The sequence below is a fragment of the Acinetobacter sp. ANC 4178 genome (assembly GCF_004331175.1).
GTDB lineage: Bacteria > Pseudomonadota > Gammaproteobacteria > Pseudomonadales > Moraxellaceae > Acinetobacter.
Window position 1 is genome coordinate 483,691 of record NZ_SJOD01000002.1, and the last position, 25,496, is coordinate 509,186.

The 25,496-nt window shown below is 42.4% G+C and carries 23 protein-coding genes and 1 pseudogene; 11 read left to right on the plus strand and 13 right to left on the minus strand.

Annotated elements, in window-relative coordinates:
- The first annotated feature begins 127 nt into the window (after positions 1-127).
- From pilB to coaE, 4 genes are read left to right on the plus strand one after another with little or no spacing between them, the layout of a single operon-like run.
- Positions 128-1,834 (plus strand): type IV-A pilus assembly ATPase PilB, encoded by a 1,707-nt coding sequence (pilB, locus tag E0H87_RS06585; RefSeq protein ID WP_131322860.1) that lies wholly within the window; start codon positions 128-130, stop codon positions 1,832-1,834.
- Positions 1,835-1,862: 28 nt separating this feature from the next.
- The gene (locus E0H87_RS06590; RefSeq protein WP_131322861.1) at positions 1,863-3,092 is read left to right on the plus strand and encodes a type II secretion system F family protein; all 1,230 of its coding nucleotides are present in this window, start codon (positions 1,863-1,865) and stop codon (positions 3,090-3,092) included.
- Positions 3,093-3,094: 2 nt separating this feature from the next.
- On the plus strand, positions 3,095-3,970 hold the full coding sequence (locus E0H87_RS06595) for a prepilin peptidase (RefSeq protein ID WP_131322862.1): 876 nt from the start codon (positions 3,095-3,097) through the stop codon (positions 3,968-3,970).
- Between the two features lie 2 nt (positions 3,971-3,972).
- Positions 3,973-4,590, plus strand: coding sequence for a dephospho-CoA kinase (coaE, locus tag E0H87_RS06600; RefSeq protein ID WP_131322863.1), 618 nt, complete (start codon positions 3,973-3,975; stop codon positions 4,588-4,590).
- On the opposite strand, the gene E0H87_RS06605 is transcribed toward coaE, so the two are convergent.
- From E0H87_RS06605 to E0H87_RS06615, 3 genes are all read right to left on the minus strand, one after another.
- Positions 4,587-5,501 carry a DMT family transporter gene (locus E0H87_RS06605; protein WP_413773113.1) on the minus strand — a complete coding sequence of 305 codons (915 nt, stop codon included), beginning with the start codon at positions 5,499-5,501 and terminating at the stop codon, positions 4,587-4,589. The genes coaE and E0H87_RS06605 overlap by 4 nt on opposite strands.
- Before the next feature lie 37 nt (positions 5,502-5,538).
- Positions 5,539-6,291, minus strand: coding sequence for a 23S rRNA (guanosine(2251)-2'-O)-methyltransferase RlmB (rlmB, locus tag E0H87_RS06610; protein WP_131264103.1), 753 nt, complete (start codon positions 6,289-6,291; stop codon positions 5,539-5,541).
- A 136-nt stretch (positions 6,292-6,427) separates the two neighbouring features.
- Positions 6,428-6,751, minus strand: a complete 324-nt coding sequence (locus E0H87_RS06615) for a pyrimidine/purine nucleoside phosphorylase (RefSeq protein WP_016168405.1) — start codon at positions 6,749-6,751, stop codon at positions 6,428-6,430.
- A gap of 329 nt (positions 6,752-7,080) precedes the next feature.
- Between E0H87_RS06615 and recN the strand changes: the two genes are divergently transcribed.
- The 3 genes from recN (at position 7,081) to ruvX (ending at position 9,845) form a co-directional block, all read left to right on the plus strand.
- Entirely contained in the window at positions 7,081-8,742 is a 1,662-nt protein-coding gene (gene recN / locus E0H87_RS06620; RefSeq protein WP_131322865.1) for a DNA repair protein RecN, read from the plus strand.
- A 112-nt stretch (positions 8,743-8,854) separates the two neighbouring features.
- Entirely contained in the window at positions 8,855-9,409 is a 555-nt protein-coding gene (locus E0H87_RS06625) for a YqgE/AlgH family protein (RefSeq protein WP_131322866.1), read from the plus strand.
- Positions 9,402-9,845, plus strand: a complete 444-nt coding sequence (gene ruvX / locus E0H87_RS06630; protein ID WP_131264105.1) for a Holliday junction resolvase RuvX — start codon at positions 9,402-9,404, stop codon at positions 9,843-9,845. The genes E0H87_RS06625 and ruvX overlap by 8 nt, the downstream gene beginning before the upstream one ends.
- Before the next feature lie 45 nt (positions 9,846-9,890).
- Here ruvX and E0H87_RS06635 read toward each other — a convergent pair whose 3' ends face one another.
- From E0H87_RS06635 to E0H87_RS06645, 3 genes are read right to left on the minus strand one after another with little or no spacing between them, the layout of a single operon-like run.
- The gene (locus E0H87_RS06635; protein WP_131322867.1) at positions 9,891-10,895 is read right to left on the minus strand and encodes an HlyD family secretion protein; all 1,005 of its coding nucleotides are present in this window, start codon (positions 10,893-10,895) and stop codon (positions 9,891-9,893) included.
- Between the two features lie 38 nt (positions 10,896-10,933).
- Positions 10,934-11,143, minus strand: a complete 210-nt coding sequence (locus E0H87_RS06640; RefSeq protein ID WP_131322868.1) for a DUF1656 domain-containing protein — start codon at positions 11,141-11,143, stop codon at positions 10,934-10,936.
- 1 nt (position 11,144) lies between these two features.
- The gene (locus E0H87_RS06645) at positions 11,145-13,232 is read right to left on the minus strand and encodes an FUSC family protein (protein WP_165493941.1); all 2,088 of its coding nucleotides are present in this window, start codon (positions 13,230-13,232) and stop codon (positions 11,145-11,147) included.
- Positions 13,233-13,669: 437 nt separating this feature from the next.
- Here E0H87_RS06645 and E0H87_RS06650 point away from each other — a divergent pair, with 437 nt between their 5' ends.
- A complete protein-coding gene (locus E0H87_RS06650; protein ID WP_131322869.1) occupies positions 13,670-14,449 on the plus strand; it encodes an IclR family transcriptional regulator in 780 nt (259 codons plus the stop codon).
- A gap of 258 nt (positions 14,450-14,707) precedes the next feature.
- On the opposite strand, the gene pgsA is transcribed toward E0H87_RS06650, so the two are convergent.
- The 4 genes from pgsA to E0H87_RS06670 all read right to left on the minus strand — a co-directional run bounded on the left by pgsA (position 14,708) and on the right by E0H87_RS06670 (position 18,625).
- Complete coding sequence (gene pgsA, locus E0H87_RS06655) at positions 14,708-15,295, minus strand: CDP-diacylglycerol--glycerol-3-phosphate 3-phosphatidyltransferase (RefSeq protein ID WP_131322870.1); 588 nt, start codon at positions 15,293-15,295, stop codon at positions 14,708-14,710.
- 108 nt (positions 15,296-15,403) lie between these two features.
- Positions 15,404-16,198, minus strand: a complete 795-nt coding sequence (locus E0H87_RS06660) for a thioesterase family protein (RefSeq protein ID WP_131322871.1) — start codon at positions 16,196-16,198, stop codon at positions 15,404-15,406.
- 107 nt (positions 16,199-16,305) lie between these two features.
- Positions 16,306-18,105, minus strand: coding sequence for an excinuclease ABC subunit UvrC (gene uvrC / locus E0H87_RS06665; protein WP_131322872.1), 1,800 nt, complete (start codon positions 18,103-18,105; stop codon positions 16,306-16,308).
- 139 nt (positions 18,106-18,244) lie between these two features.
- On the minus strand, positions 18,245-18,625 hold the full coding sequence (locus tag E0H87_RS06670) for a winged helix-turn-helix transcriptional regulator (RefSeq protein ID WP_131322873.1): 381 nt from the start codon (positions 18,623-18,625) through the stop codon (positions 18,245-18,247).
- A 104-nt stretch (positions 18,626-18,729) separates the two neighbouring features.
- Between E0H87_RS06670 and E0H87_RS06675 the strand changes: the two genes are divergently transcribed.
- Positions 18,730-19,731, plus strand: coding sequence for a zinc-binding alcohol dehydrogenase family protein (locus E0H87_RS06675; RefSeq protein ID WP_131322874.1), 1,002 nt, complete (start codon positions 18,730-18,732; stop codon positions 19,729-19,731).
- A gap of 67 nt (positions 19,732-19,798) precedes the next feature.
- On the opposite strand, the gene E0H87_RS06680 is transcribed toward E0H87_RS06675, so the two are convergent.
- The 3 genes and pseudogenes from E0H87_RS06680 to E0H87_RS06690 form a co-directional block, all read right to left on the minus strand.
- A complete protein-coding gene (locus tag E0H87_RS06680; RefSeq protein ID WP_131322875.1) occupies positions 19,799-20,221 on the minus strand; it encodes a PH domain-containing protein in 423 nt (140 codons plus the stop codon).
- A gap of 112 nt (positions 20,222-20,333) precedes the next feature.
- Positions 20,334-20,471, minus strand: a pseudogene (locus E0H87_RS06685) (lipid A hydroxylase LpxO); the annotation flags it as partial.
- Positions 20,472-20,697: 226 nt separating this feature from the next.
- The gene (locus E0H87_RS06690; protein WP_131322876.1) at positions 20,698-21,675 is read right to left on the minus strand and encodes a hypothetical protein; all 978 of its coding nucleotides are present in this window, start codon (positions 21,673-21,675) and stop codon (positions 20,698-20,700) included.
- A gap of 450 nt (positions 21,676-22,125) precedes the next feature.
- Here E0H87_RS06690 and fadB point away from each other — a divergent pair, with 450 nt between their 5' ends.
- Both fadB and fadA read left to right on the plus strand, forming a co-directional pair.
- Positions 22,126-24,279: a fatty acid oxidation complex subunit alpha FadB gene (gene fadB / locus E0H87_RS06695; protein ID WP_131322877.1), complete on the plus strand. Its 2,154-nt coding sequence runs from the start codon at positions 22,126-22,128 to the stop codon at positions 24,277-24,279.
- Between the two features lie 12 nt (positions 24,280-24,291).
- Positions 24,292-25,464 carry an acetyl-CoA C-acyltransferase FadA gene (gene fadA / locus E0H87_RS06700; RefSeq protein ID WP_016168423.1) on the plus strand — a complete coding sequence of 391 codons (1,173 nt, stop codon included), beginning with the start codon at positions 24,292-24,294 and terminating at the stop codon, positions 25,462-25,464.
- The last annotated feature ends 32 nt before the right edge of the window (positions 25,465-25,496 follow it).

A 25,496-nucleotide genomic window follows, 5' to 3' on the forward strand; every position in this document is an offset into this window, starting at 1 on the left:
ACTGGTTCATGCTTTTCATGAATAGTTGGCGAAACACAACACTTTCAGATATGGTATTTTTATACAACAAAAGTATAATTTTACAATACCAATTATAAACAATTTAATTGAAGTAGGCATTAAGCGAATGACAGCACTACAAGGTTCTCCACGATTTACAGGTTTTATTCGCCGTTTGGTCGAAGATGGGATCGTTTCTACTGAAAACATGCAGGCTGCAGTTAACAGTGCAAGAAAATCAAACCAAGATATTGTTCCTTATCTGATAGAAAACCTAAAACTCAAACCAATTGTCATTGCCGAAAAAATTTCTGAAGAGTTTGGTGAACCCTTATTTGATCTTTCGACTTATGACTCTGCCCATATTTTAAGAGATGTGGTTGAAGACAAACTGATTACCAAATTCCGCGTTTTACCGATTCTCCGACGTGGACATCAACTCTTTGTAGCCACCAGCAATCCAACCCATATGGATGCCATGGATGCTATGCGCTTCAACAGCAAGCTTAGTATTGAAGCGATTATTGTTGAACATGACAAATTAGAAAAAATTATTGAACAAAATTATGCCGAAGAAAGCACCTTCGAGTTTGATGATGACTTTGAATTGCACGTCCATGAAGAGCATACCGACCCAGAAGACAATGAGGATCAACCTCAAGAAGATGAAGCCCCGATTGTTAAATATATCAATAAATTATTGATTGATGCGATACGCATGGGAGCATCCGATTTACATTTCGAGCCATATGAAAAAGTCTATCGTGTACGCTACCGTGTGGATGGTGTTTTACGCCAGATTGCTACACCTCCATTACAGTTAGCCAACCGCCTTGCTTCGCGTTTAAAAGTCATGTCTCAAATGGACATTGCTGAAAAACGTGTTCCTCAAGATGGTCGTATTAAACTTAAAATATCAAAATCTAAAGCCATCGATTTTCGTGTCAACTCACTGCCAACCCTTTTTGGTGAAAAAATTGTACTGCGTATTTTAGATCCTTCGAGTGCAATGCTAGGGATTGATGCGCTAGGTTATGAACCTGAACAAAAAGCCTTATTTATGGAAGCGCTGGAAAAACCACAAGGGATGCTGCTCATCACAGGCCCCACAGGTTCAGGTAAAACGGTTTCTCTCTATACTGGTCTGAATATCCTGAACAAGGAAGATACCAATATTTCAACAGCCGAAGATCCCGTCGAAATTAACTTGGAAGGTATTAATCAGGTTAACGTGAACAATAAAGTCGGTCTGACTTTCTCCGCGGCATTAAAGTCTTTTTTACGACAAGATCCTGATATTGTCATGGTCGGTGAGATTCGAGACTTGGAAACGGCTGAAATTGCGATTAAAGCCGCGCAAACGGGTCATATGGTGATGTCTACCCTACATACCAATAGCGCACCAGAGACATTGACGCGTTTAAGAAATATGGGCGTCCCTTCCTTTAATATTGCAACCTCTGTAAACTTAGTGATTGCACAACGACTCGCTCGACGACTTTGTCCACAATGTAAAGTGCCTGCTGAAGTACCCAAAAATAGTTTGTTAGAAATGGGCTTTAGCGAACAACAGATACAGCAACCCGATTTTAAAATTTTTCAACCTGTGGGTTGTTCAGAATGTCGAGAAGGCTATAAAGGGCGTGTGGGCATCTATGAAGTAATGAAAGTTACATCTGAAATATCCAAAATTATTATGGAAGATGGTAATGCAATTCAAATTGCAGAAGCATCGGCAAAATTGGGGTTTAATAATTTACGTATTTCAGGTTTAAAGAAGGTCATGCAAGGGGTAACTTCACTACAAGAAGTCAATCGCGTGACCAGCGAATAAAGTATGTATTTAAAATAAGGATAAACGCATGGCTGTCAAAAAAGCACAGATGATGCCAACCTTCAGTTATGAAGGAGTTGACCGCAAAGGGGCAAAAATTAAAGGGGAACTCCCTGCACGGAATATGGCTTTGGCTAAAGTCACATTACGTAAGCAAGGGGTCGCAATTAAAACCATTCGGGAAAAGCGTAAGAATATTCTTGAAGGGTTATTAAAAAAGAAAGTCAGCACACTGGATATCACCATTTTCACCCGCCAATTGGCCACCATGATGAAAGCAGGTGTACCTTTGGTGCAAAGCTTTGAAATTGTGGCAGAGGGCTTGGAAAACCCGTCAATGCGAGAGGTGGTTTTGGGCATTAAAGGCGAAGTAGAAGGTGGGAATACCTTTGCTGGTGCGCTAAAAAAATACCCCCAGTACTTTGACAATTTATTTTGCTCTTTGGTCGAATCAGGTGAACAATCAGGTGCGCTTGAAACCATGCTGGATCGTGTCGCAATTTATAAAGAAAAAAGCGAACTCCTAAAACAGAAAATCAAAAAAGCCATGAAATATCCTATTGCTGTTATTGTCGTTGCAGTAATTGTGACTATAATTCTAATGGTCAAAGTAGTTCCAGTATTCCAAGATCTCTTTAGTTCATTTGGTGCCGACTTACCCGCTTTTACTAAAATGGTGGTGAATATGTCGGAATGGATGCAGAAATACTGGTTTATCTTCATTATTACTGTTGGTATCTTAATTTCACTATTTCTTGAAGTAAAAAAGCGGAGTAAAAAATTCCGCGACTTTTTAGATAAAGCGGCATTAAAGGCACCTATTTTTGGTGATCTGGTTTATAAAGCCATTATCGCGCGTTACAGCCGCACTTTGGCCACCACCTTTGCTGCCGGCGTTCCACTGATCGATGCTTTAGAATCGACTGCTGGAGCAACCAATAACGTGGTCTATGAGCAAGCAGTGCTTAAAATCCGAGATGATGTTGCGACTGGACAACAATTGCAGTTTGCTATGCGGGTCACGAATAAATTTCCTGCGATGGCGGTACAGATGGTTGCCATTGGTGAAGAATCAGGTGCACTAGATGCCATGCTAGATAAAGTCGCGACGCACTATGAAAATGAAGTCGATAATGCCGTCGATGGCTTAACCTCAATGATGGAACCCTTAATCATGGCGATTCTTGGGGTCCTTGTCGGTGGTCTGGTCATTGCTATGTATCTTCCAATCTTCCAAATGGGTTCTGTGGTCGGCTAAAAATGTTTTTAAATTTTCTCCAAGAATCAATAATCTATTTATATCAAAACTCAACTGCACTCTATGTCGCGGTTGGGATTTTTAGTTTATGTATTGGTAGTTTTTTAAATGTTGTCATCTACCGTACCCCAAAAATGATGGAACAAGAGTGGCGTCAAGACTGTCAACTACTCTTACATCCTGAACAAGCCATTTTGGATGAGAAAAAACTCAGTCTCAGCCAGCCCGCTTCAACCTGCCCAAAATGTAACAAATCCATTCATTGGTATCAGAATATCCCTATCATTAGCTGGTTAGCATTACGTGGAAAATGCGGCACCTGTAGCAACCCAATCAGTATTCGCTATCCTTTGGTTGAATTACTGACTGCCATTTGTGCTTTAACAGTGGTCGCGGTCTATGGTCCAACCCTTCAGATGCTGTTTGGTTTGATTCTCACCTATACTCTAATTGCACTGACTTTTATCGATTTTGATACCCAGCTTTTACCTGACCGTTACACGCTGCCATTGGCAGCTTTAGGGCTAGGCATTAACAGCTACTCCATTTATACCTCCCCAAGCGTTGCTATTTGGGGCTATATTATTGGTTTTCTTTGTCTTTGGATCGTGTATTACCTGTTTAAAATTATTACAGGTAAAGAAGGCATGGGCTATGGCGACTTTAAATTGCTAGCTGCTTTAGGGGCTTGGATGGGTCCTTTGATGCTGCCCTTAATCATACTGCTGTCTTCACTGGTCGGTGCAATCATCGGCATCATTCTTCTTAAAATTCGTAAAGAAAATCAACCTTTTGCTTTTGGCCCCTATATTGCGATTGCAGGCTGGGTTGCCTTTTTATGGGGTGAACAAATTATGAAAGTTTATTTAGGACAATAAGCATGCAAGACCCTTTTATTCTCGGTCTTACAGGTGGGATTGGCAGTGGAAAATCTGCTGCCAGCCATTGGTTTGAAACACAAGGTATTCAAGTGGTCGATGCCGATATTGTGGCCCGTGAAGTGGTCGAACCCGATCAGCCTGCCTTACATGCCATTCATGCCGCTTTTGGTGACTGGGTACTGGATAAAACAGGTGCACTGAATCGCAAAGCATTGCGTGAGCATATCTTTCAACATGCTGATGCACGTAAAATCCTAGAAAGCATTACCCACCCTGCTATTCGACAATCGATTCTTCAGCAATTGCAAGCGGCTACCAGTCCTTATGTAATTCTGGTCTCTCCTCTCTTGCTTGAAACCAATCAACATGAGTTGACTGATCATGTCTTGTTGATTGATGCTTCAGAAGACTTACAGATTGAACGTGCCAGCCAACGCGATCGACAAAGTATTCAGCAGATTCAACACATTATTCAAGCACAAATGCCACGAAAGCAAAAGCAACAGCTCGCCCATGATATTGTGCTCAATGATGGTCATCTCAACCATCTTTATGCACATCTTGAACCTTTACATCAAAAGTATTTAAGCATAGCACAGCAAAAGAAGTCGGTTTAAGATGACTTTTTTTGCTGATCAAGCTGCGCTTGTAATGAATCTTTACGCAACCAGCGCCACGGCTGCAAAGCCCCGATTCCCATGCCTAGCAAGCCACAGATAATCGCCAAACTTAATGATTCATGTAACAAAGGCACTGCCAAAATTGCCGCAATAAATGGCGCCAAAGTTACAATACTACCTGCCTTAAAAGCACCTAATCGCTTGATTGCTTCCACATAAGTTAACGTAGCAACAATCACCACAAAAATGCCATGAAAAAGCGTTTGTAATACCAAATGCATCGGCTCTGGTTGATCCAGATGTTTCGGTAAAAATAACAGATAAATGGGCAAATAGATGATGGCAGACCAAATCGCCACACTCGCCATAGAATGCCAAGCGGAAAGTTTCCACTGACGTAATAGAACAGTAAAAATTCCCCACCAGATTGCACTCAACAGAAACAGCAAGTCACCAAAACCAAAAGCAATTCCAGTTTCCTGATACATCAGATAAGACATTGAACCAATTGCGGTCAGCATAATAGCCAGACTCAACCACGTATGACGATCAAAAGGATGTTTAAACAGTACATACGCTGCGATTGCAGTACAGAGGGGTAAACAGCCATTCAAGAAAATGGCCGCATGTGCCGCAGGAACATAATGAAATGCGCTATACGATGTCAGGCAATACGCCACACCACCGATAAGTGCCAAAATGATCGGTTGTTTATGCCATAAAAAAGCCGTGTCTTTTTTATAAATGAGAATGGGCGTTAATATACAAAAAGCCAATGCAAAACGCAGTGCGGTGATATCCCACGCACTGATATGCCATTGTGCACTTAAGCGAGAAGTCAAAGTAAATCCGCCCCAAATGCACATGGTAATGGCAACAAACAAATAGCCTTGGGAGCGGTGTGAAATCATCTTTACAACAATATGTTCAGCAATAAAAAGTGAATTAAACGCTTTGGCGTTGACGGCATGCTTCGTAAAGCGCCATACCTGTCGCCACACTTACATTCAAGCTTTGTAAGTTACCCGCCATTGGAATATAGACAGTTTGATCACATTGAGACTGAGTAATTGGACGTAAGCCTGTATCTTCAGCCCCCATCACCACACATACTGCGGTTCCAGTAAAATCGAACTGCTGTAATGGCAAGGCTTTTTCATCCAACATGGTCCCCACTACACGCACGTTAAATTCATCTTTAATTTGCGCTAAAGTCCGTGCCAAATTGGTCACTTGGATAAATTTAACTTTTTCAGCACCACCCGCTGCAACTTTACGTGCGGTCGGGGTCAAACTTGCAGAACGATCACGCGGCACAATCACGGCTTCAACCCCCATGGCGGCCGCAGTACGGATACATGCGCCAAGATTATGCGGATCGGTGACTTGGTCTAAACCCAGCAATAAACAATTTGGTGATTGTTTCAGTAAGGCCTCTAGATCTTTTTCATTGAAAACTGGATTAGGACGGACAGCGGCCACTACCCCTTGGTGAAAGGGCAAGCCAGCCATTTTTTCTAACCGATCTCGACCCGTTTGTTGCACACTAATACCAAAAGGTTCAGCCAACTCAAGTACGCGCTTTAAACGCTGATCATCACGCCCTTTTAAGGTGAACAAAGTCAGAACACGTTCAGGCTCCAATTCTAAGAGCGACTCTACCGAATGAACGCCATAATAATATTCAGGTTTTGCCATGAACAACCTCGAGTAAGCAGAAAGACAGGAAAAAATACAAAAAAGAAAATCCTGCAAAGTTGCCTTTACAGGATTTTAACTTAAGCCATAGTTTAACTGATTTTGGTTAAAATAGCTTTGCTTATCCGTTCTAGACTTAGCCTTCTAAATGGCACACATAGTCTAAAACTTCATCTGTTTCGATTTTAAAACGGCTATTGCCAGGTACATAAAAAGATTGTCCTGCACGGAACAATTCACTTTCTTCGCTATCTGCAATTTTGACACGGCACTCACCCGAAATAATTTCCATACGCTCAGGCACATGTGTTTCAAACGTTAAGGCTTGTTCAGTTGGAAGAATAACGCCTAGGGTTTTTTTGGTTCCATCTTCAAATTGAACGGTATGACTAATACATAACCCACCAAAGTAAACGTTCGATTTTTTAATAACTGATACATGATCAAACTGAGCTGACATGCGTATTCTCCAGATGATGCGCATAAATATCTTAATGATTGATGTAGTTTAAATAGGCAATCGCAACTAATCAATCGGTGTTTATCTGTAAACAGCATTTTTCCTAGAAAACCTAGCGTCACACTTTTACAGCCCCATTTTTAACTGAAAAAGTGTATATGATTGGCGCTTGAGACTCAAATTGCTTTAGTCTTAAATCTTTACTATGCAATTGAAAAATTTACGCTAATATAGAATCCAACACAGTTTCAGCATCGTCTGTAACTTGTGATAATTAAAAAATTTGACTATCTTACAGAAACCAAACTTTTCGCAGCTTGGACGCGTTTATGCTGACACATTTAACTCTCATCAATTTTGCCTTAGCTGATCACTTAGCCATTGATATTGATCAAGGTTTTAATGTTCTTACGGGTGAAACTGGTGCAGGAAAATCATTATTACTAGATGCGCTTTCAGCCAGCTTAGGCGAGCGCACAGACACCAATTATGTACGCTATGGTGCAGATAAGGCCGATATTACTGCTGTGTTTAGTTATGCACAGCATAGTCCTGAAGCCGCTTGGTTACAGCAACATGAGTTAGATGATGATTCAGGTGAAATTCATTTAAGACGTGTCATCTTTGCTACAGGTCGCAGCAAAGCTTGGATTAATGGCCGCCCAAGTAGTTTGTCCGAACTCAAAGAGTTAGGGCGACTTCTGGTTCAACTCTATAGTCAGCATAGTCAACAGCAACTTTTAGAGCCGCCTTATCCTAAACACTGGCTCGATCGTTACAGTAATTTTGCTCAACCTGCACAGCAAGTTAAAGAAGCTTATTCAGATTGGCTCCACACGATTCGCCAGCATCAAGCGGCTCTCGATGCCCAAGCCAGCCGCAAACAACGCATTGGAACACTTGAATTACAACTCGAAGAATTAGAAGACGTGGTTCAATTGGCCTATAAAGAGATTGAACAGGAGTTCGATCGACTCAGTCATCATGAACACATCATGCAAGATTGCAGTTATGCCTTAAATGCACTGGATGAAGCCGAGCAGAATATTAATCAAGAGTTGTCTGGACTGATTCGTCGCTTAGAATCCCATGCAGGGCGTAGTGAACAATTGGCAGAAATACATAACTCTATTCTAAATGCGCAAAGTGAATTGGACGATGCAACCGCAAATTTACGCCAGTTCATAGACCGTCAAAGCTATGACCCTGAGCGCATGGAAGAATTAAATACCCAACTTGAAATGTTCCATCGTTTTTCCCGTAAATACCGTACACAACCTGAAGCCTTAAATCAGGAATACCAAAGCTGGCAGGCAGAATTAGCACAGTTACATGCCCTAGAAGACCCTGAAACTTTAGCGGAACAAGTCGAACTGGCACATCAAGACTTTTTAAATAAAGCCCAGCACTTAGATGAAATTCGTCGTGCGGCAGCAACACCATTGGCCAAACAATTAACCGAACAAGTCAAGCAACTGGCGCTGCCCGAGGCACATTTTGAGTTTAAATTTGAACCGCTAGAACACGCTTCTGCTGATGGATTGAGCTTTATCCAATTACTCTTCACTGCCAATAAAGGCATTCCTGCACAACCTCTGGCACGTGTGGCATCAGGCGGTGAACTCTCGCGTATTGCTCTCGTGATGCAAGTCATGAATGCCGAGAAAACCGAAGCTGAAGTTTTGGTCTTTGATGAAATTGATGTCGGAATTAGTGGTGGCACTGCGGAAATTGTGGGTCGCCTACTGGCTGATTTAGCCCAACATGTACAAATTCTCTGTATTACCCATCAAGCACAAGTAGCAGCACAATCGGATCAGCATTTACTCGTCAAAAAACAACAAACCGATCCTGCCAGCAGCACCATTATTTCACTAGAAGAACCGCAGCGAATTTTGGAATTGGCACGTATGACAGGTGGGGTTGAAATTAGTGAAACCACGCTACAACACGCCAAACAACTGCGACAATTAAAATTCCAGCCCGTATAAATTTAAGCTCGAAGCTGTAAAAAAAGATTGGTGAATAGCGCAAAGTCTTGTAAGTTGAACATATACGGACTGTAGTTGTCACATAGATGACTTTTTAAGGAGAAATGCTTAGGTGACCAAACAATATCTCACGCATCGTTGTCTGATTGCTCCGCCAGAAATGAACGATGAGCTTTTTGCTCATACCGTCATTTATTTGGCTCGACATGATGATGAAGGCGCGCAAGGCATTATTATCAATCGACCTTCTGGCATTTCCGTAAAAGAATTACTTAATGATCTAGAAATTGATGCTGATCATGTGCATCCGCATGATGTGCTACAGGGAGGTCCTTTACGCCCAGAAGCAGGTTTTGTGTTGCATACCGGACAACCGACTTGGCATTCATCTATTGCCGTGGGAGAAAACGTCTGTATCACGACGTCTAAAGATATTTTGGATGCGATTGCACATAACGAAGGTGTGGGACGTTATCAAATTGCCTTAGGGTATGCCAGTTGGGCAAAACACCAACTGGAAGATGAAATTGCGCGTGGTGACTGGCTCATTTGTGATGCTGATATGGATTTGATTTTTAACTTGCCTTATGGTGACCGTTGGGACGCAGCGTATAAAAAAATGGGCGTCGACCGTAATTGGTTATCTTCAGAGATTGGTCATGCCTGATTTATCTCAACCACAATTAATCATGGCTTTTGACTTCGGCACACAAAAAATGGGGATGGCTGTCGGACAGTCTATTATTTCCAGTGCCAATCCACTGGCTTTATTTCCCATGAAAGATGGTATTCCTCATTGGGACAATTTACTTAAATTGGTCAAACAGCATCAACCGAACTTATTTTTAGTCGGCTTGCCATTGAATATGGACGATAGTGAATCGGAGCTTTCAACCCGTGCACGCAAATTTGCTCGTCGTTTACGCCATCAAACCAATATTGAAACCTTGATGGTGGATGAGCGCCTGACCACCCGCGAAGCACGCGATGAATTGGATCATTATCAAGCACAAGGACGCGGAAAAAAACTTTCTGCCGATAGTCTTGCCGCTGCATTACTGATCGAAAGTTGGTATCGCCACCCTGAAGGGGTACAGCCTTAATACTTGATCTGGAAAAGGATAAATATCCTTTTCCATGCTCTTCTTCTATTGCTTGGTTTGAATATGAATGGTTGCGGTTCGACCTGCGACAAAAGCCAACTGGTTTTTCGGCATTTCATCTAACACAATTTTCACAGGTACCCGCTGCGCCAGACGCACCCAAGTAAAGGTTGGATTTACATTGGCCAACAAGGTCGAACTATTCGAACGCTCACGGTCTTCAATGCCCGAAGCAATCCCCTGCACATGACCTTTGATTTTCTGATCATCGCCCATTAACTGAATCGTGGCAGGATCGCCAATTTGAATATGGTTCAATTTGGTTTCTTCAAAATAACCCACCACATACAGTTGTTGACGATTCACTAGGGCAGCAACAGCATCCCCTGTTTTAACATAATTACCCACTTGTAAACTAAAGTTAGATAAGCTTCCATCGGCGGGAGCAAGCACCTCAGAACGGCTCAAATTGAGCTGTGCCAAATGTAAATTACTGTTGGCCACTTCAATTAATGCTTTTTGTTGCACAATATTGGCTTTGGCTTGTTCAATGGCGGCCAACATTTGCTCATGCTCGGCATGTGATTGATCACGCGCTGCAAACATTTGATCCTGTTCTTGTTTCGAAATTGCCCCTTCCATTAAATTGCCATAACGACTGGCATTTTTATCTGCCAAATTGGCATTGGCTTGCGACTTAATCACATTGGCTTTGGCTTGAGCCAATGCTGCTTCTGCCTCTGCCAAACTTGCATGGGCTTTTGCTAAATCTGATTTGGCTTGCTCTACATCCAGTGCCTGACGTGCGACATCAATTTTAAATAGCACCTGTCCTTTTTTAACGCTTTGATTATCTTCAACCAAAACCTGAGTCACTAAACCAGAAACGTCCGAAGATACTTGCATAACATCGCCTCTGACACGGCCATCACGTGTCCAAGGTGCTGAATTATAATAATTCCATAAATGCACCACCACGTAGATCGCTGCCAGCAACATCACGGCTGTAACGATGGGGCGTATTACTTTACGTGTATCCAAGGTATTCATTTCTGTTTCCTCTTAACTAATTCAATCATTTGTATGGCCTAAATACCCCAAAACACCAAAAACACTTCATGTACGCCCATTAACAAAATGATATAGAGGCAAATATTGAAGACACCTGGCAATGCGGCCCAACCTTTATCCAGCCATGGATTGGTAAAGATTGAAACGCATTTAAAAATTAAAAACGCAGCAATAGCTTGTATCAAGAACACTGGGATATAAATTCCATAAGCATTTAACTCACCCATCTCAAGCTCCTGTCACTGTCGCACGTGGCATTTTCGCTGAGGGTGGCTCATGGAAAATACTGCTGCGGATATTGTTGATATTCATTTTGACCCGCATACAAAAATCCGCATTCGCTTCATCTTGCAAACTTTGCTCTACTTTCAGCAAGTCATCAAAAACCTGCTGTTTTAATACTTCAGGTAAAATCTGTTGTTTTTCTTGCACCCAAAAGGCTTGTTCTAAGCTGTTCTGTAGGGCCATACAAGCCTGTTGTAGATTCACATTAATGTTTGGATTTTGAACGAATTCAGCCAGTCGACTCAAATTGATGGCGGCACTGGTTTCAATCAATGCCATATTCATGGCCTGTTTGAGCTGCTCGGACTGAACCAACTTAGTATTCAACACACCAATACGGTCGAGCATACTGCGCAAATGAATTCGGAATTCAACCCCATACGGAATAAACAAAGCTTCGCGCATAGCACGGTAATGTAAAGTCAAAATGCGGCTGGCGCTGGTCTCTGGCGACATGGCGCGAATAAAATAAATGGCAAAAATCGAGATAATGGGACCCATCACACCCGCCAAAGCTGTATCAATGAGTAAGACAGCATCGGTACTATAACGATTTTGCAAATTTAAACTCATAATGAAGTTAATCAACATTGGCAATGCCAACCCCATTAAAGGCGGATTTGGCAACATACTCAGCAAGTACAACGATAACGGCGCCAATACAAATGCCAACTGCCAGAATTCATGTACTTCGGGCATAATCACAAAAGCATAGAACATGGTAATGATTGCCGCATAGACTGAACCACGAATAAACAAGCGCAACGCAGGTACAGGGTTGTCTAAGCCTGACAAAATACACACCGTAACTGCGGTCAACTGCGCCATCATATAGCCCGCATGCCAACCGCTATAAATCCAAAGCAAAAATGAAATTATCGTGGCAATCACTGCCGCCACCGCACTACGTGCCGCGACACCATGATCCCGATGTAAACTTGGATACGATGTGGTTAAAGTGACAATTTGTTCTGGAATACGCTTATCACCTTGCTGAATCAACTCCCATAAACATTTGATGGTCACTACATTTTCTACAAAATGGCGAATGTCCATTTTCAAGGCATGTAAAATGATCTGCTGTTCAGCCGTCGCCAATGTTGATAAAGCAGAGAAATCTTGCTCAAAACTGTCTGGTAGTTTTTTGAGTTGATCCACTTGCACATGGTGCTGTGCCTGTAAAAACTGTAATACATGCTCATGTAGCAGCGGTAAAACTTGCCGATAACGGATATCTATTTGATCTAGCTGTGCAACCCGCTCAGACATGGCCACCAAGTTGGCAACCGTCATACTCACCTGATGCAATAATTCTTGTAATGATTTGGTCATGCCTTGTAGGGCACTCCGTTCATAACTTAGATGTACCGCCAGAGCATGAATATCCGAAGTATCACGGGTAATTGCCGCCAACAATTGGGTATAGCGATGGCTGTGTTCTGGATCGGTTAAAATACTGCGGAAAACTTGGCGGGTATCATCCAAAGTCTTTTGCACTCGCTTTTGCACCAAAGTACCTAAATGCACTGGAAATAAAGTACTCGATACCACCGCACTACATAAGACGGCAACTGAAATTTCCAATATTCGTCCCAAAGCCATATCAAACACGCTATGGGTACTAATACTATTAATGGAGCTACACACCACCATGACCGTGGTATAACCTGCCAACATAAACACATAGCTACGCGGCGTGCGGTCTAATAAGGAGATATACAGACATAACCCCACCCACCCTGCGAGAACCAGTGTAAAAAAGATCGGAAGATCAATAAATTGCGGCGTCAGCACAATGGCGACAATCCCGCCAATTAGCGTACCCAAAATGCGATAGACTGCCTTAGACGACACCATACCTGCATAGGGATGTGCCACAATAATCACGGTACCTGCTGCCCACATGGGATAGGTCAGGTCGAGTGAAAATGCAATAAAAAGTGCCAAGAGCATCGCAACAAATGTTTTAACGGCAAAAACCATATCCATACGACTTGGACGAAATGCCAAAATCGGCTTAATTAACAACATCGCCCCATCCTTTAGACGAAATTAAATGGATCATCTTTTTCAAAGTCACACCAATGTCGACAATATTAATATGCAAACGCTGTCCAATCCGCTGAATTACGGTAACAGAAGATATTCATGAAATGAGAGGGCAGGTTTTGACGCAGGAGAAACGTCACCGCTGCAATTCAAGCGTAAATTTTGAATCGCAAAATTTACAGTGAGAAATTCAATATGGCTATTTTGCTAACAACTTGACTAAAAGTCAAACAAAATATCTTATTATGATAATTTGATTTATTATTTTGAATTTTTTGTGGAGTTTAATTAACCAAATTATCGACTGATCTCTAATTTAGACTCTTCCGTCGTTTTATTACAAAAGCCCTGCATGCCTCACAACAATTTGTTATAACATTACTTTAAATGTCTTTTTCTTTTTGACGTTGTGGCTTCTTATGACACTTTCTAGTTTTGGTAAAATTCTTACCGTTTTAGATCTATTTTCAGTATCTCGCCCGATCATTAATGTCGATATCATTAGTGAAGAACTTGGCCTTTCCAAACCAACCAGCTATCGCTATTTAAAAGAATTGGTTTCTGCTGAACTGTTACAGCGCCTCAGTGGTACTTCTGGCGACTATACCCTCGGCTCAAAAATTGCCGTTTTAGATTATATCTCGCACAAATCTGATCCTTTAATTCAAATCAGTATTCCGTTCATGAAAGAAATTGCTGAACGAACAGAATTTTGCTGTCTATTGACGCATTTAAATCATGATTCTTGTATCGACTTGCATCATGAAGTCACCAAAGGAGTGACTTTATTGTCCTATGGTCGAGGCTGCCCTCGTCCTGTTTATGTCGGTTCTTCTCCAAAAACCATCATTTCGCATTTATCCAAGCAAGGCATTTTAGATTATTATCAACGTTTTTCTACACAACTGGCGGAAGTTGGATTTGCTCAGAATGACCAAGAATTTCTGAATAAAATGAAAAAAATCAAGAAACAAGGTTATTATTTCTCGAATGGTGAAGTCGATCCGAATGTATCGGGTCTGTCTGTTCCAATCAAGTTTTCCAGTAAAGAACCGCCGTTGGCTTTGACCGTACTCGGCTCCAGAAAACGGTTTGAATTTGTGAATTTAGACAAACTGATTGAAGTCTTACATAGCAATGCCGCCTTGATTGAACAACAATTCATTGCTTTATCGACTCAGACCGCATCTGAAGTGTAAGTTATGTCACGTATACAAGAATTGAACAAAGCAATTTAGCTTTTATGGTTGATAAAGCCAATCTATTCTCATAATATGATTATAGTTCTTCAGCGGCTTTATGTTTCCATGACGTATTGCATGCTCTATTCTCCTCAGTGTTAAAAAGCTCAAGTAATGTCTTGGGCTTTTTAATGCGTGAATCCTTCTGCGCTATACTCTTTTCCAATTTTCAGGCATAAAAAAACTCCACATTTGGAGTTTTTTGAATCTGACCGATTAAGGCTGCTTTAAATACGGCCACGCCGCTTTTAAATAAATGAACATTGACCATAAAGTCAGTCCGACAGCGGTATACAGTAGTAAATAAGCCAAGGTTTCTAAGGGTTGCCAATTGAGTAAAAACACTGAAATCGCAATCATTTGAAAGGCTGTTTTGTATTTTCCTACGGTCGAGACAGCCACATTGGTCCGTGCTCCAAGCTCCGCCATCCACTCTCTTAATGCAGACACCGTAATCTCACGTGAAATAATCACAATTGCCGCAAATGCCATTGAAATTGAGGGCTGCCATTGCACCAACACAATTAATGCCGCTGCAACCATCAGCTTATCTGCCACTGGATCAAGAAACCGACCAAATGCAGATGTCTGATTTAAAGTTCTTGCCAGATAACCATCAAACCAATCTGTTATCGCAGCAAGGACAAAAATTGCAGTCAGAATAATATGCCGTGTTAAGCCGCCATCATGGCCTGCCACACCAATGCTAGGTGGCCAATAGGCAATTAATAAAAATACAGGAATCAAGGCGATACGCGCCAAGGTCAAGATATTTGGAATATTCAGGATTCGACCTGCTGTCATAGACACCGCCAACTTTTCCCCTTTGAGAGCGATGATTCTATGGTTCAAACGAACACATTTAACTCATCGTATTTAGCGCCACTTTATACGAATTGAGGTACAGTGTCACTAGGCAAACACGGTAACTGTCTGTCTAGAAATCGCAATTAAGCGATTTTTTTCATCCCACAAATGTGCATATTCCGTGGCATAACCTTCTGCTGCATAGTCGGTGAATACTTTATATTTAAACCAATCATGCAAATTTTGCTGTAATGGATTGACATAAGTCACATGCCACGTCAAAGAACTGGCAGGTGCGAGTGTCTTAAACAGCGGTAAAACCCCAGGTGGCCAAATATCAAAAAGCGTCATTAGATCGGCTACTCCAAAAGCACGGTCTGTATGCTTTTCAGGATGAAACCGACACCAACCGCCAAAGTCGCTTTGTGCACTGTTGGTACAGGGTGTCTCCCCTTCCGCCCAACGTACATCAAACTGCTGATAACACTGCGGAAACTGAGCATTGAGTTGCATGCTTTGTAATTGTTGAGGAGCGATATAATTTGGTGCGGTGCGTTCTTGGCGCACATGAATTTCAGAAGATCGAGCTGCGCCAAAACTGGCAATTAAAATACTTTGTACTGCATCATCTTGCCATAAGCGGACTTCAATGGTGGTCACTGACTTACCCTGACGTAAAATCTCGGCGGTCAGTCGTGCTGTTCCTTGTTGTACAGGTCCAACAAAAGTAACACTGGTACTGAGCAAGCGTTTAGAACTATCGGCAATACTCACCAAGGCCTTTTGCATCATTAAGCCTGCAATGACTCCACCGTAAATGGTTCGCCCCTGTAACCAACCTGTCGGGATTTCAATCCATTCATTCTGCTCAAGTGCTTGATACACAGCTAACAGTGTCATGCCTGTCTCTTATTTTATCCTTAGGAAAATATTGTTCACCATGTATTCGCATTTGTGAATGCCTTATGACTCATGCGTCACTGAGCATTTTTGCTATTTACTGCGAGTTATTCATGCAGAATCTTATAAATGGTGCGTGCCATAACTTCCCCTAAACCGGGCACGAGCATCAGTTCATTTTCTGAAGCTTTCAGTACCCCTTGAATACCCCCAAAATGAGTCAGTAAGTCACGACGACGTTTTGGCCCCAACCCCGGAATAACCTCTAAGATAGAAGAACCCCGCTTCTTATCTCGTTTAGCACGATGTTTGGTAATGGCAAAACGATGGGCTTCATCACGCACTTGCTGAATTAAATGTAGAGCCTTGTGATCCTCGGGCAATTGGATTTTAGTGCCATCCGTAAAATGTAGAGTTTCCAGTCCGGGTTTTCGTCCCTCACCTTTCGATACCCCCACCATAAAGGCATCTAGCTCCAAGTCCTGCATCACTTGCATGGCCATATTTAATTGCCCTTTGCCCCCATCAATCAGCAATAAATCTGGAAGCATGGCTTTTTTATAACGGCGAGTCAGCGCTTGGCGCATTGCTGCATAATCATCGCCTTCGGTAATATCCTGAATCGAAAACTGACGGTAATCGCGTTTTCGCGCGCCACCCGCATCGAACACCACACAAGAAGCAACCGTCGCTTCACCCATGGTATGTGAAATATCAAAGCATTCAATCCGATCGACCGGGCGACCGACCACCTGCTCAAGTTGATGAAAACGCTCATTTAACTCTAAATGATTGGCAAGTTTGCCTTTAATGGCATGTTGCACATTCATCTGTGCCAGCTCTAACCATTCTGCACGCGTTTCCCGCACATTGTGTTTAACTTGAATTTTCTTTTCAAATTGCTGATGTAGTGCTTCTTCTAATTGTTTTCGATCAGGAACTTCAACATTTACAATCAATTCCGTTGGAACTTCATCCGCCACTTGGAAATAGAAGTTCGCCATAAAGTCTGACAACATTTGTCCTAGATCATCACCCAACATATCAGGAAAATAAGCTTTTCCGCCCAGCATTTTGCCGTTGCGGACATGCATAATCTGTACGCAAGTCACACCTGCTTGATAGGCAATAGCCAGAATATCGGCTTCGCCTTTGACTTTATAAATTGCTTGCTGTGCTTGAACATCACGTAAAAGTGCCATTCGATCACGATAAAATACGGCTTTTTCAAACTCCAAAGCTTCAGCCGCTGCTTCCATTTTCTGAATCAACTCCTGATTCAGTTCTTTGGTATCGCCTTGTAAAAAGCGAATCGAGTTTTGCACATCTTCCTGATAATCTTCAGGACTAATCAAACCGACACAGGGCGCAGTACAACGTTTAATTTGGTATTGCAAACATGGGCGCTTACGTTGTGAGAAATAGCTATTTTCACATTGGCGTACATTAAATAATTTTTGTAAAACCAGTAAGGTATCTCGCGCATTATATGCACTCGGATAAGGCCCAAAAAACTTGCCAATTTGATGCTTACCCTTACCACGTCCACTGGCAATGCGCGGATAAGGTTTGTCAGCCGAAATAAAGATATAGACATAGGATTTATCATCGCGCAGCATAATATTGTACGGCGGACGATGCAGTTTAATCAGGTTTTGCTCAAGCAATAAGGCTTCAGTTTCAGACCGAACCACCAAGGTTTCAATATCATAAATCCGCGCCACTAAAGCCTGCGTTTTAGGATGTTCAATAGTTTTAACGAAATAACTCGACACCCGATTCTTCAGATTTTTGGCTTTGCCGACATACAGCAATTCCCCCTCTTTACCCAACATCCGATAAACACCGGGCAAGGTGGTCATATTGGCCAGAATCTTTTCGATATGTTCGCGGGCGTTTTCGTTCACAGTGGGTTAAAACCTTGGAAAGTTATTCAATGATGTGGATGTGCGAAGGGGCTTTTTCAAGCCAGTCAATCAAATCGTTTGATCGACAATTTTATTCTGATGATTTTAGAGCAATACAGTGGGCTTAAAGTTACAAATCTCAAGTTGGCTCTACAGCTTGAGGTTGTAACATGACTTGTCCATACAAATCCATGTGCCCATCTCCCCAAGCTTTTAGCGCCAATAAAATCTCACGTAAGCTCATGCCTAAAGGCGTCAAACTATATTCCACTTTTGGCGGAACTTGTGGATAGACTTCACGATGAATAATTCCATCCTCTTCCAGCTCACGCAGTTGATTGGTCAGCATGCGTTGGGTGACATTGGGAATCCGTTTACGAATTTCACCAAAACGTAAGGTATGCTCGGTCAATAAATGCCATAGAATGATACTTTTCCACTTGCCATCTAAAATGCCAATTGCAGCCTCAACCGCACAGCCTGGACTGCAATTAAAGCGAGAGTGCTTTGCTTTACTCATTTCAATAGTATCCTTTTCTACACTATATGCAGAATTTAACCGTATATACCAAATTTAAAACTACGTTAAGATTTTAATCATAAACCCAATTTGAGATTAAAAATATGAAAGCTGTTGGATATTTACAGGCAGGTACTGCCGAGCAATTACAAGATATTGAACTCCCAACGCCCACTCCAAAAAACCGTGAAGTCTTGGTGGCAGTCAAAGCCGTTTCGGTGAATCCCGTCGATTGTAAAATCCGCACCCGCGTTGCACCCGAACAGGGACAATATAAAATTTTGGGTTGGGATGCCGCAGGCGAAGTGGTCGACGTTGGTCCAGAAGTAGAACACTTTAAAGTGGGCGATCAGGTTTGGTATGCAGGCGACTTGACCAAAGCAGGCACCAATGCGGAATTTCATGTGGTCGATGAACGAATTATCAGCTTAAAACCGCAGAACCTATCTTTTGCTGAAGCGGCAGCATTGCCACTGACCGCCATTACTGCTTGGGAAATGTTGTTCGACCGTCTACAAGTGCAACAGCATGATCACCCACATGAATCCATTTTGATTATTGGCGGTGCAGGAGGTGTCGGCTCCATGGCCATTCAACTGCTCAAAGCCAAAACCCAATTGCAAGTGATTGCCACGGCATCTCGTGCAGAAACACAGGCATGGGTAAAACAGTTAGGTGCGGATATCGTACTTGACCATCGTCAATCCTTGGTTGAGCAACTACAGGCACACAATATAACGGCGCCACGTTACGTATTTTCCACCACGCACACAGGCAGTTATCTTAGCCAGATTGCTGAACTGATTGCGCCACAAGGTCGGTTTGGTCTAATTGATGATCCTGAACAGTTGGATATTAACCTGTTTAAACGTAAATCAATTTCAGTACATTGGGAGTTTATGTTTACCCGCTCTATGTTCCAAACTGCGGATATGACAGCACAATCGCATCTGCTGCAACAGGTCGCGCAACTGATTGAAACAGGAAAAATCAAAACCACCCTCAATCAGGTCATGGGCAGTATCAATGCGGAGAGTATCCGTCAAGCCCACCATGCGATTGAATCAGAACGGACGCAAGGTAAATTGGTGCTTGAAGGTTTTTAAATACTAAAAAAGCCCGCTGTCTAGCTGATGAAAGCGGGCTTTTTATGCGATTCAACCAGAGACCGATTTAACTGATCGACTGCTGTGCCTGTTGCAAAGCAAGCGTAAAAGCCTGTTTATCTTTGGGTGAAATTAAAATGAATTTGGCTTTGCCCTGTTTTTGATAATCAATTCGAAGACGATCCAAAGAAAGTGCAGGTGAAGACACTGAATTATTGCTGGGACTAATTTTTTGAATGGCAGATAAGGGAATTTTCCAAGTCAAAAACATACTGGTAATGACCAATTGCTCCGCTTCAATCCGATACTGTGTATTCCACACAGGCCACCACAATACCGCAATGGTCAACACATAAGTGAACGTATGCACAGGATATTGTGCCATGTTTCCTTTGGCATACATGGTCAATAACAATTGAAGCAATAAGCCCGTCATGGCAATGATAAAGCCTAAAATCCACCAATCTTTTTTTGAACGAAATTTTTGCATAATATTCCCCATTTGTTCTTATCTTACACAAAAAATAGCAAACTGTAAGAGCAAGTGCCCACGACTTTCAGACCTGAAAAACGTCCCGCAGGACCTTCTGGTTTAGCAAGGTTTAGACTACGTAAGGACGTACAAAAATTAGGAAAAAAATACCGAGCATCAGGAACCATTTCAAGAAATAGTACAATTTGCGATGGGTTTTCTTTAAGGCTTTGGCCTTTAACCGAGCTTGATAGACTGTTCCAAGGCTGATGGATGTACAGCACCATCCCACTTCAGATAAAAGCGCTTCCAACCTGTTTTAAAAAACGAGTAAACCCAAGACCATCCACTTCATCATACAGCACTCATTTCATTGCTTTTGAGGGTCACATCTGACGACGTGCCCCCTGGGGCTAGACCTCAATTTGGCAAATTTAATCCAAAAATTCATGCCAGTATCTGATCAATGCCATCTGAACGGTCTCCCCCACACATTATCGAATGAAGTTGAAAGTCGCCAATTTGTCTGCTGCAACTTTGTTATAGATAAAACAGCCTCGTTCCAAACTGGCAATCGTGAGTTGGGATGTTCTGAGCTGTTCGGGATGATCTTGATAAACATCATAGGCAATGCTGTCTTTTTCAAATTGAATTTGATTCTTTGCCGTCCATTCATTGGCACTATTCAAATTGGCAGCATAAACCTGATCATTGAATTGCACTTTGCTTAAACCTGAAATTTCCTGTCCTGTCGCTGTACTGAAAAGCACGCTCCAATCTAAGTGAGTTGCCCATTGCCCTGTTGCGTGTTCTAGACCCAGCTTAGGCCAATTTTTTTGTGCAAAATTGGCGGTCGACTGGTTTTGCGCTTGAACCTGAGCAAAGGTTTGTGATTCTGCACGATCGGTTTGAAAGCTAAAATAAGGTTGATTATTCTTCGTGGAGATCAAACGGTAACAGGTACTGCCTTGTGGGAATTTTTCTGCACCATGTGAAGCTAAAAAGATTCTTGCATTGGCATATGGACTTTGAGTGTCAAAACGTAAGTCGCGATAGCCTGGCATGACTGTATCAAAGACGTTTTTTCCACTGAGTGCGACCTGTTCGAATTTCCAGTCTGTTTTCAAATTGGCAATTAAATTTAAAGTCCAGTGTGACATTGAATGCACATCAATATCCGCTTGATAGCGCTGAGATGGCTCATACACGGCTTGTTGAGTCACAATATATTGATTCAATGGCTGACGACTGTCAGCGGTGACAATTTTTCTATTTTGTAATTCAAAATGGGAAGCAGTAAACGCATCGCCTTTGTCATCAAAATAATACTGGATGCGATAGTATTTTGTGCCATTGGCAGTGTCTTCAGTTGCAGGTTTGAAGCTACCAGCGCCATCTCCACCCCCTCCACAAGCACTGAGCAACAATGCGATTAAAGATAACAGCAACAAATGTTTATTTTTTAAAGTCATAATATTTTCTTTTTTGAATGGTTGTTAAAATAAAACCCGAACAAATTTTAACTTTTCTTAACAGATAATCAAGTCATATAAAATAAAGTTCTCTTCTTTATCATTAGTGGAAACATCCAAAATACAATTGACTTTTTTGACACAAATAGCATAGTGATGGACGGTGGTTTTTTATTCTCCATCAAGTACAACAAAAGCATTAGCAGTACAATTTTTGTATAAAAAACAGATGCATTTTATTGAACAATTTTAAGTACGGTTTTCACCTCAATAATTTTTGCTGTAAATGAAATTAAAATTGATGACCATTGCGTCACTGCTTGATACAACTTGTTATGTTCTTTTTGGATATAGTTATCGTAAGATTAGCGAAGCATTTTCGTGCGCAGAACAAGCGAACACGCTTCAAAACATCAACTTAGAAGTCCTCCAAAATAAAGGAGATCAGGCATGATCCACGCTGGCAATGCCATTACCGTCCAAATGCTTTCGGACGGAATTGCAGAATTCCGCTTTGACTTACAAGGTGAGTCGGTCAACAAATTTAACCGTGCAACGATTGAAGATTTTAAAGCGGCTATTGCTGCTGTAAAAGCAGACAGTTCAGTAAAAGGTTTAGTTGTTACTTCAGGTAAATCGACATTCATCGTTGGCGCAGACATCACCGAGTTTGGTGAAAATTTCGCGCAAGGTGAACAAGCGATTATCGACTGGGCAATGCCTGTACATGACATCTTCAATAGCTTTGAAGATTTAGATATTCCTAAAGTTGCTGCAATCAATGGTATGGCATTGGGCGGTGGTTTTGAAATGTGTTTAGTCTGTGACTACCGTGTCATGTCTGAACAAGCACAAGTTGGCTTACCAGAAATCAAACTCGGGATCTTCCCTGGTTTCGGTGGTACAGTTCGTTTAAGCCGCGTGATTGGTATCGACAATGCGGTTGAATGGATGGCGATGGCTGCGCCGAAAAAACCTGCTGCTGCACTCAAAGATGGTGCTGTAGATGCGGTTGTAACGGCTGATAAACTTCAAGATGCTGCTGTTGATTTAGTTAAACAAGCACTTGCTGGTCGCGTAGACTGGAAAGCAAAACGTCAAGAAAAAATTGACCCAGTCAAGCTCAACCAACTTGAACAAATGATGGCGTTCAACTCGGCGAAAGGTGCGGTCCTTGCAAAAGCAAACCCTGCTCAATACCCTGCGCCTAAACTTCTACTTGACTCATTACAAGCAGGTGCAAGCCTTTCACGTAATGAAGCTCTTCAAGCTGAAGCAGCTGGTTTTGCAAAAGCAGCGATTACACCACAAGCAAATGCGTTAATTGGTCTATTCATTAATGACCAAGTGGTGAAGAAAACTTCGAAGAAATATGAAAAAGGTGCGCACCCTGTCAACCAAGCGGCTGTATTAGGCGCGGGTATCATGGGTGGTGGTATTGCTTACCAAGCGGCAAGCAAAGGCACACCTATTATCATGAAAGACATTGGTAATCCACAACTTGCTTTGGGTATGAAAGAAGCCAATGGCTTACTGACCAAACAAGTTGAACGTAAGAAGATGAAACCTGCGCAAATGGGTGAAACTCTTGCGCGCATCCGTCCAACTTTAAGCTATGACGAGTTTAAAGAAGTGGACATCGTGATTGAAGCGGTAACAGAGAACCCTAAAGTGAAGGGTATCGTACTGGCTGAAACTGAGAAACACGTTCGTGAAAACACGATCATTGCTTCAAATACTTCAACGATTTCAATCACACGTTTGGCTGAAAACCTACAACGTCCTGAAAACTTCGTGGGTATGCACTTCTTTAACCCAGTACACATGATGCCGTTGGTAGAAGTGATCCGTGGTGAGAAGACTTCTGCTGAAGCGATTGCGACCACTGTAGTTCTTGCTCAGAAAATGGGTAAAACTCCAATCGTTGTGAACGACTGCCCAGGTTTCCTTGTCAACCGCGTATTGTTCCCTTACTTCGGTGCATTCGACCTTCTATTGAAAGACGGTGCTGACTTCCAACAAGTCGACAAAGTGATGGAAAAATTCGGCTGGCCTATGGGTCCTGCTTACCTCATCGACGTTGTTGGTATCGACACGGGCGTTCACGGTGCAGAAGTGATGGCGGAAGGTTTCCCTGACCGTATGAAGCCAGATTTCAAAGGCGCGACTTTAACCATGTACGAAAACAAACGTCTTGGCCAAAAGAACGATGTTGGTTTCTACAAATACGAGCTTGACCGTAAAGGCAAAAAAGCCAAAGTGGTTGATCCAACTGCATACGAGCTGGTTGCTTCTGTTGCGACTGCGGAAAAACATGAATTTGATGCTCAAGAAATCATTGACCGTATGATGCTTGCTTTCTGTAACGAAACTGTTCGTTGCCTAGAAGACAACATCGTAGCGACTGCTTCTGAAGCAGACATGGCGATGATTATGGGTGTAGGTTTCCCTCCATTCCGTGGTGGTCCATGCCGTTACATCGACCAAACAGGTGTTGCTGAATACGTTGCACTTTGCGACAAATATGCACACTTAGGTAAGGCTTATGAAGCGCCACAAATGTTGCGTGACATGGCTGCTAACAACAAAAAATTCTACGGTTAAGGAGCAACGTGAATGGCTACTTTAAATCCACGTGACGTTGTCATCGTTGATGGCGTACGTTCAGCAATGGGTAAAACCAAAAACGGTATGTTCCGCAATGTACGTGCCGACAGCTTATCTGCTGAATTGGTTCGTGCACTCGTTGCTCGTAACCAGTTTGACACCAATGAAGTTGAAGACCTGATCTGGGGCTGTGTAAACCAGACTTTAGAACAAGGTATGAACATTGGCCGTAACATTGGTTTATTGGCTGACCTTCCAAAAACTGTGGCAGGTCAAACGGTTAACCGTCTTTGTGGTTCATCTATGCAAGCGCTTCACACGGCTGCTGCACAGATTGCTACCAACCAAGGTGATATCTTCATCATCGGTGGTGTAGAACACATGGGTCACGTAGGCATGATGCACGGCATCGACCTGAATCCAGAAGCATCTAAACACTATGCAAAAGCATCTAACATGATGGGCTTAACTGCCGAGATGTTAGGTCGTATGAATGGCATTAGCCGTGAAGAACAAGATGCGTTTGGTGTTGAATCTCACCGCCGCGCTTGGGCTGCAACGCAAGAAGGTCGTTTCAAAAACGAAATCGTGGGTGTTGAAGGTCACGATGCAAATGGTTTTAAAATCCTGTGCGACATCGACGAAGTGATTCGTCCAGATGCCAACCTTGAAGCATTCAAAGCATTGAAACCAGTTTTCGATCCTAAAGGTGGTTCAGTAACAGCAGCAACATCTTCAGCTTTGTCTGACGGTGCATCTGCAATGTTATTGATGTCTGCTGAACGTGCCCTTGCTTTAGGTCTTAAGCCACGTGCTGTAATTCGCTCTATGGCAGTTGCAGGTTGTGATGCTGCAATCATGGGTTATGGTCCTGTACCTGCGACTCAAAAAGCGTTGAAACGCGCTGGTTTAACGATGGCTGATATTCAAACCATCGAGTTAAACGAAGCATTTGCAGCTCAAGGCTTATCAGTAATGAAAGGCTTAGGCGTGTATGACAAGCAAGACATCATTAACTTAAATGGTGGTGCGATTGCATTGGGTCACCCATTGGGCTGTTCAGGTGCGCGTATTACCACGACGTTGTTAAACGTGATGGAACAACAAGATACACAAATTGGTCTTGCGACCATGTGTATTGGTCTTGGTCAAGGTATCGCGACAATTATCGAACGTGTTTAATGTTTAATTAAATACTGAGATGAGAAGAAACC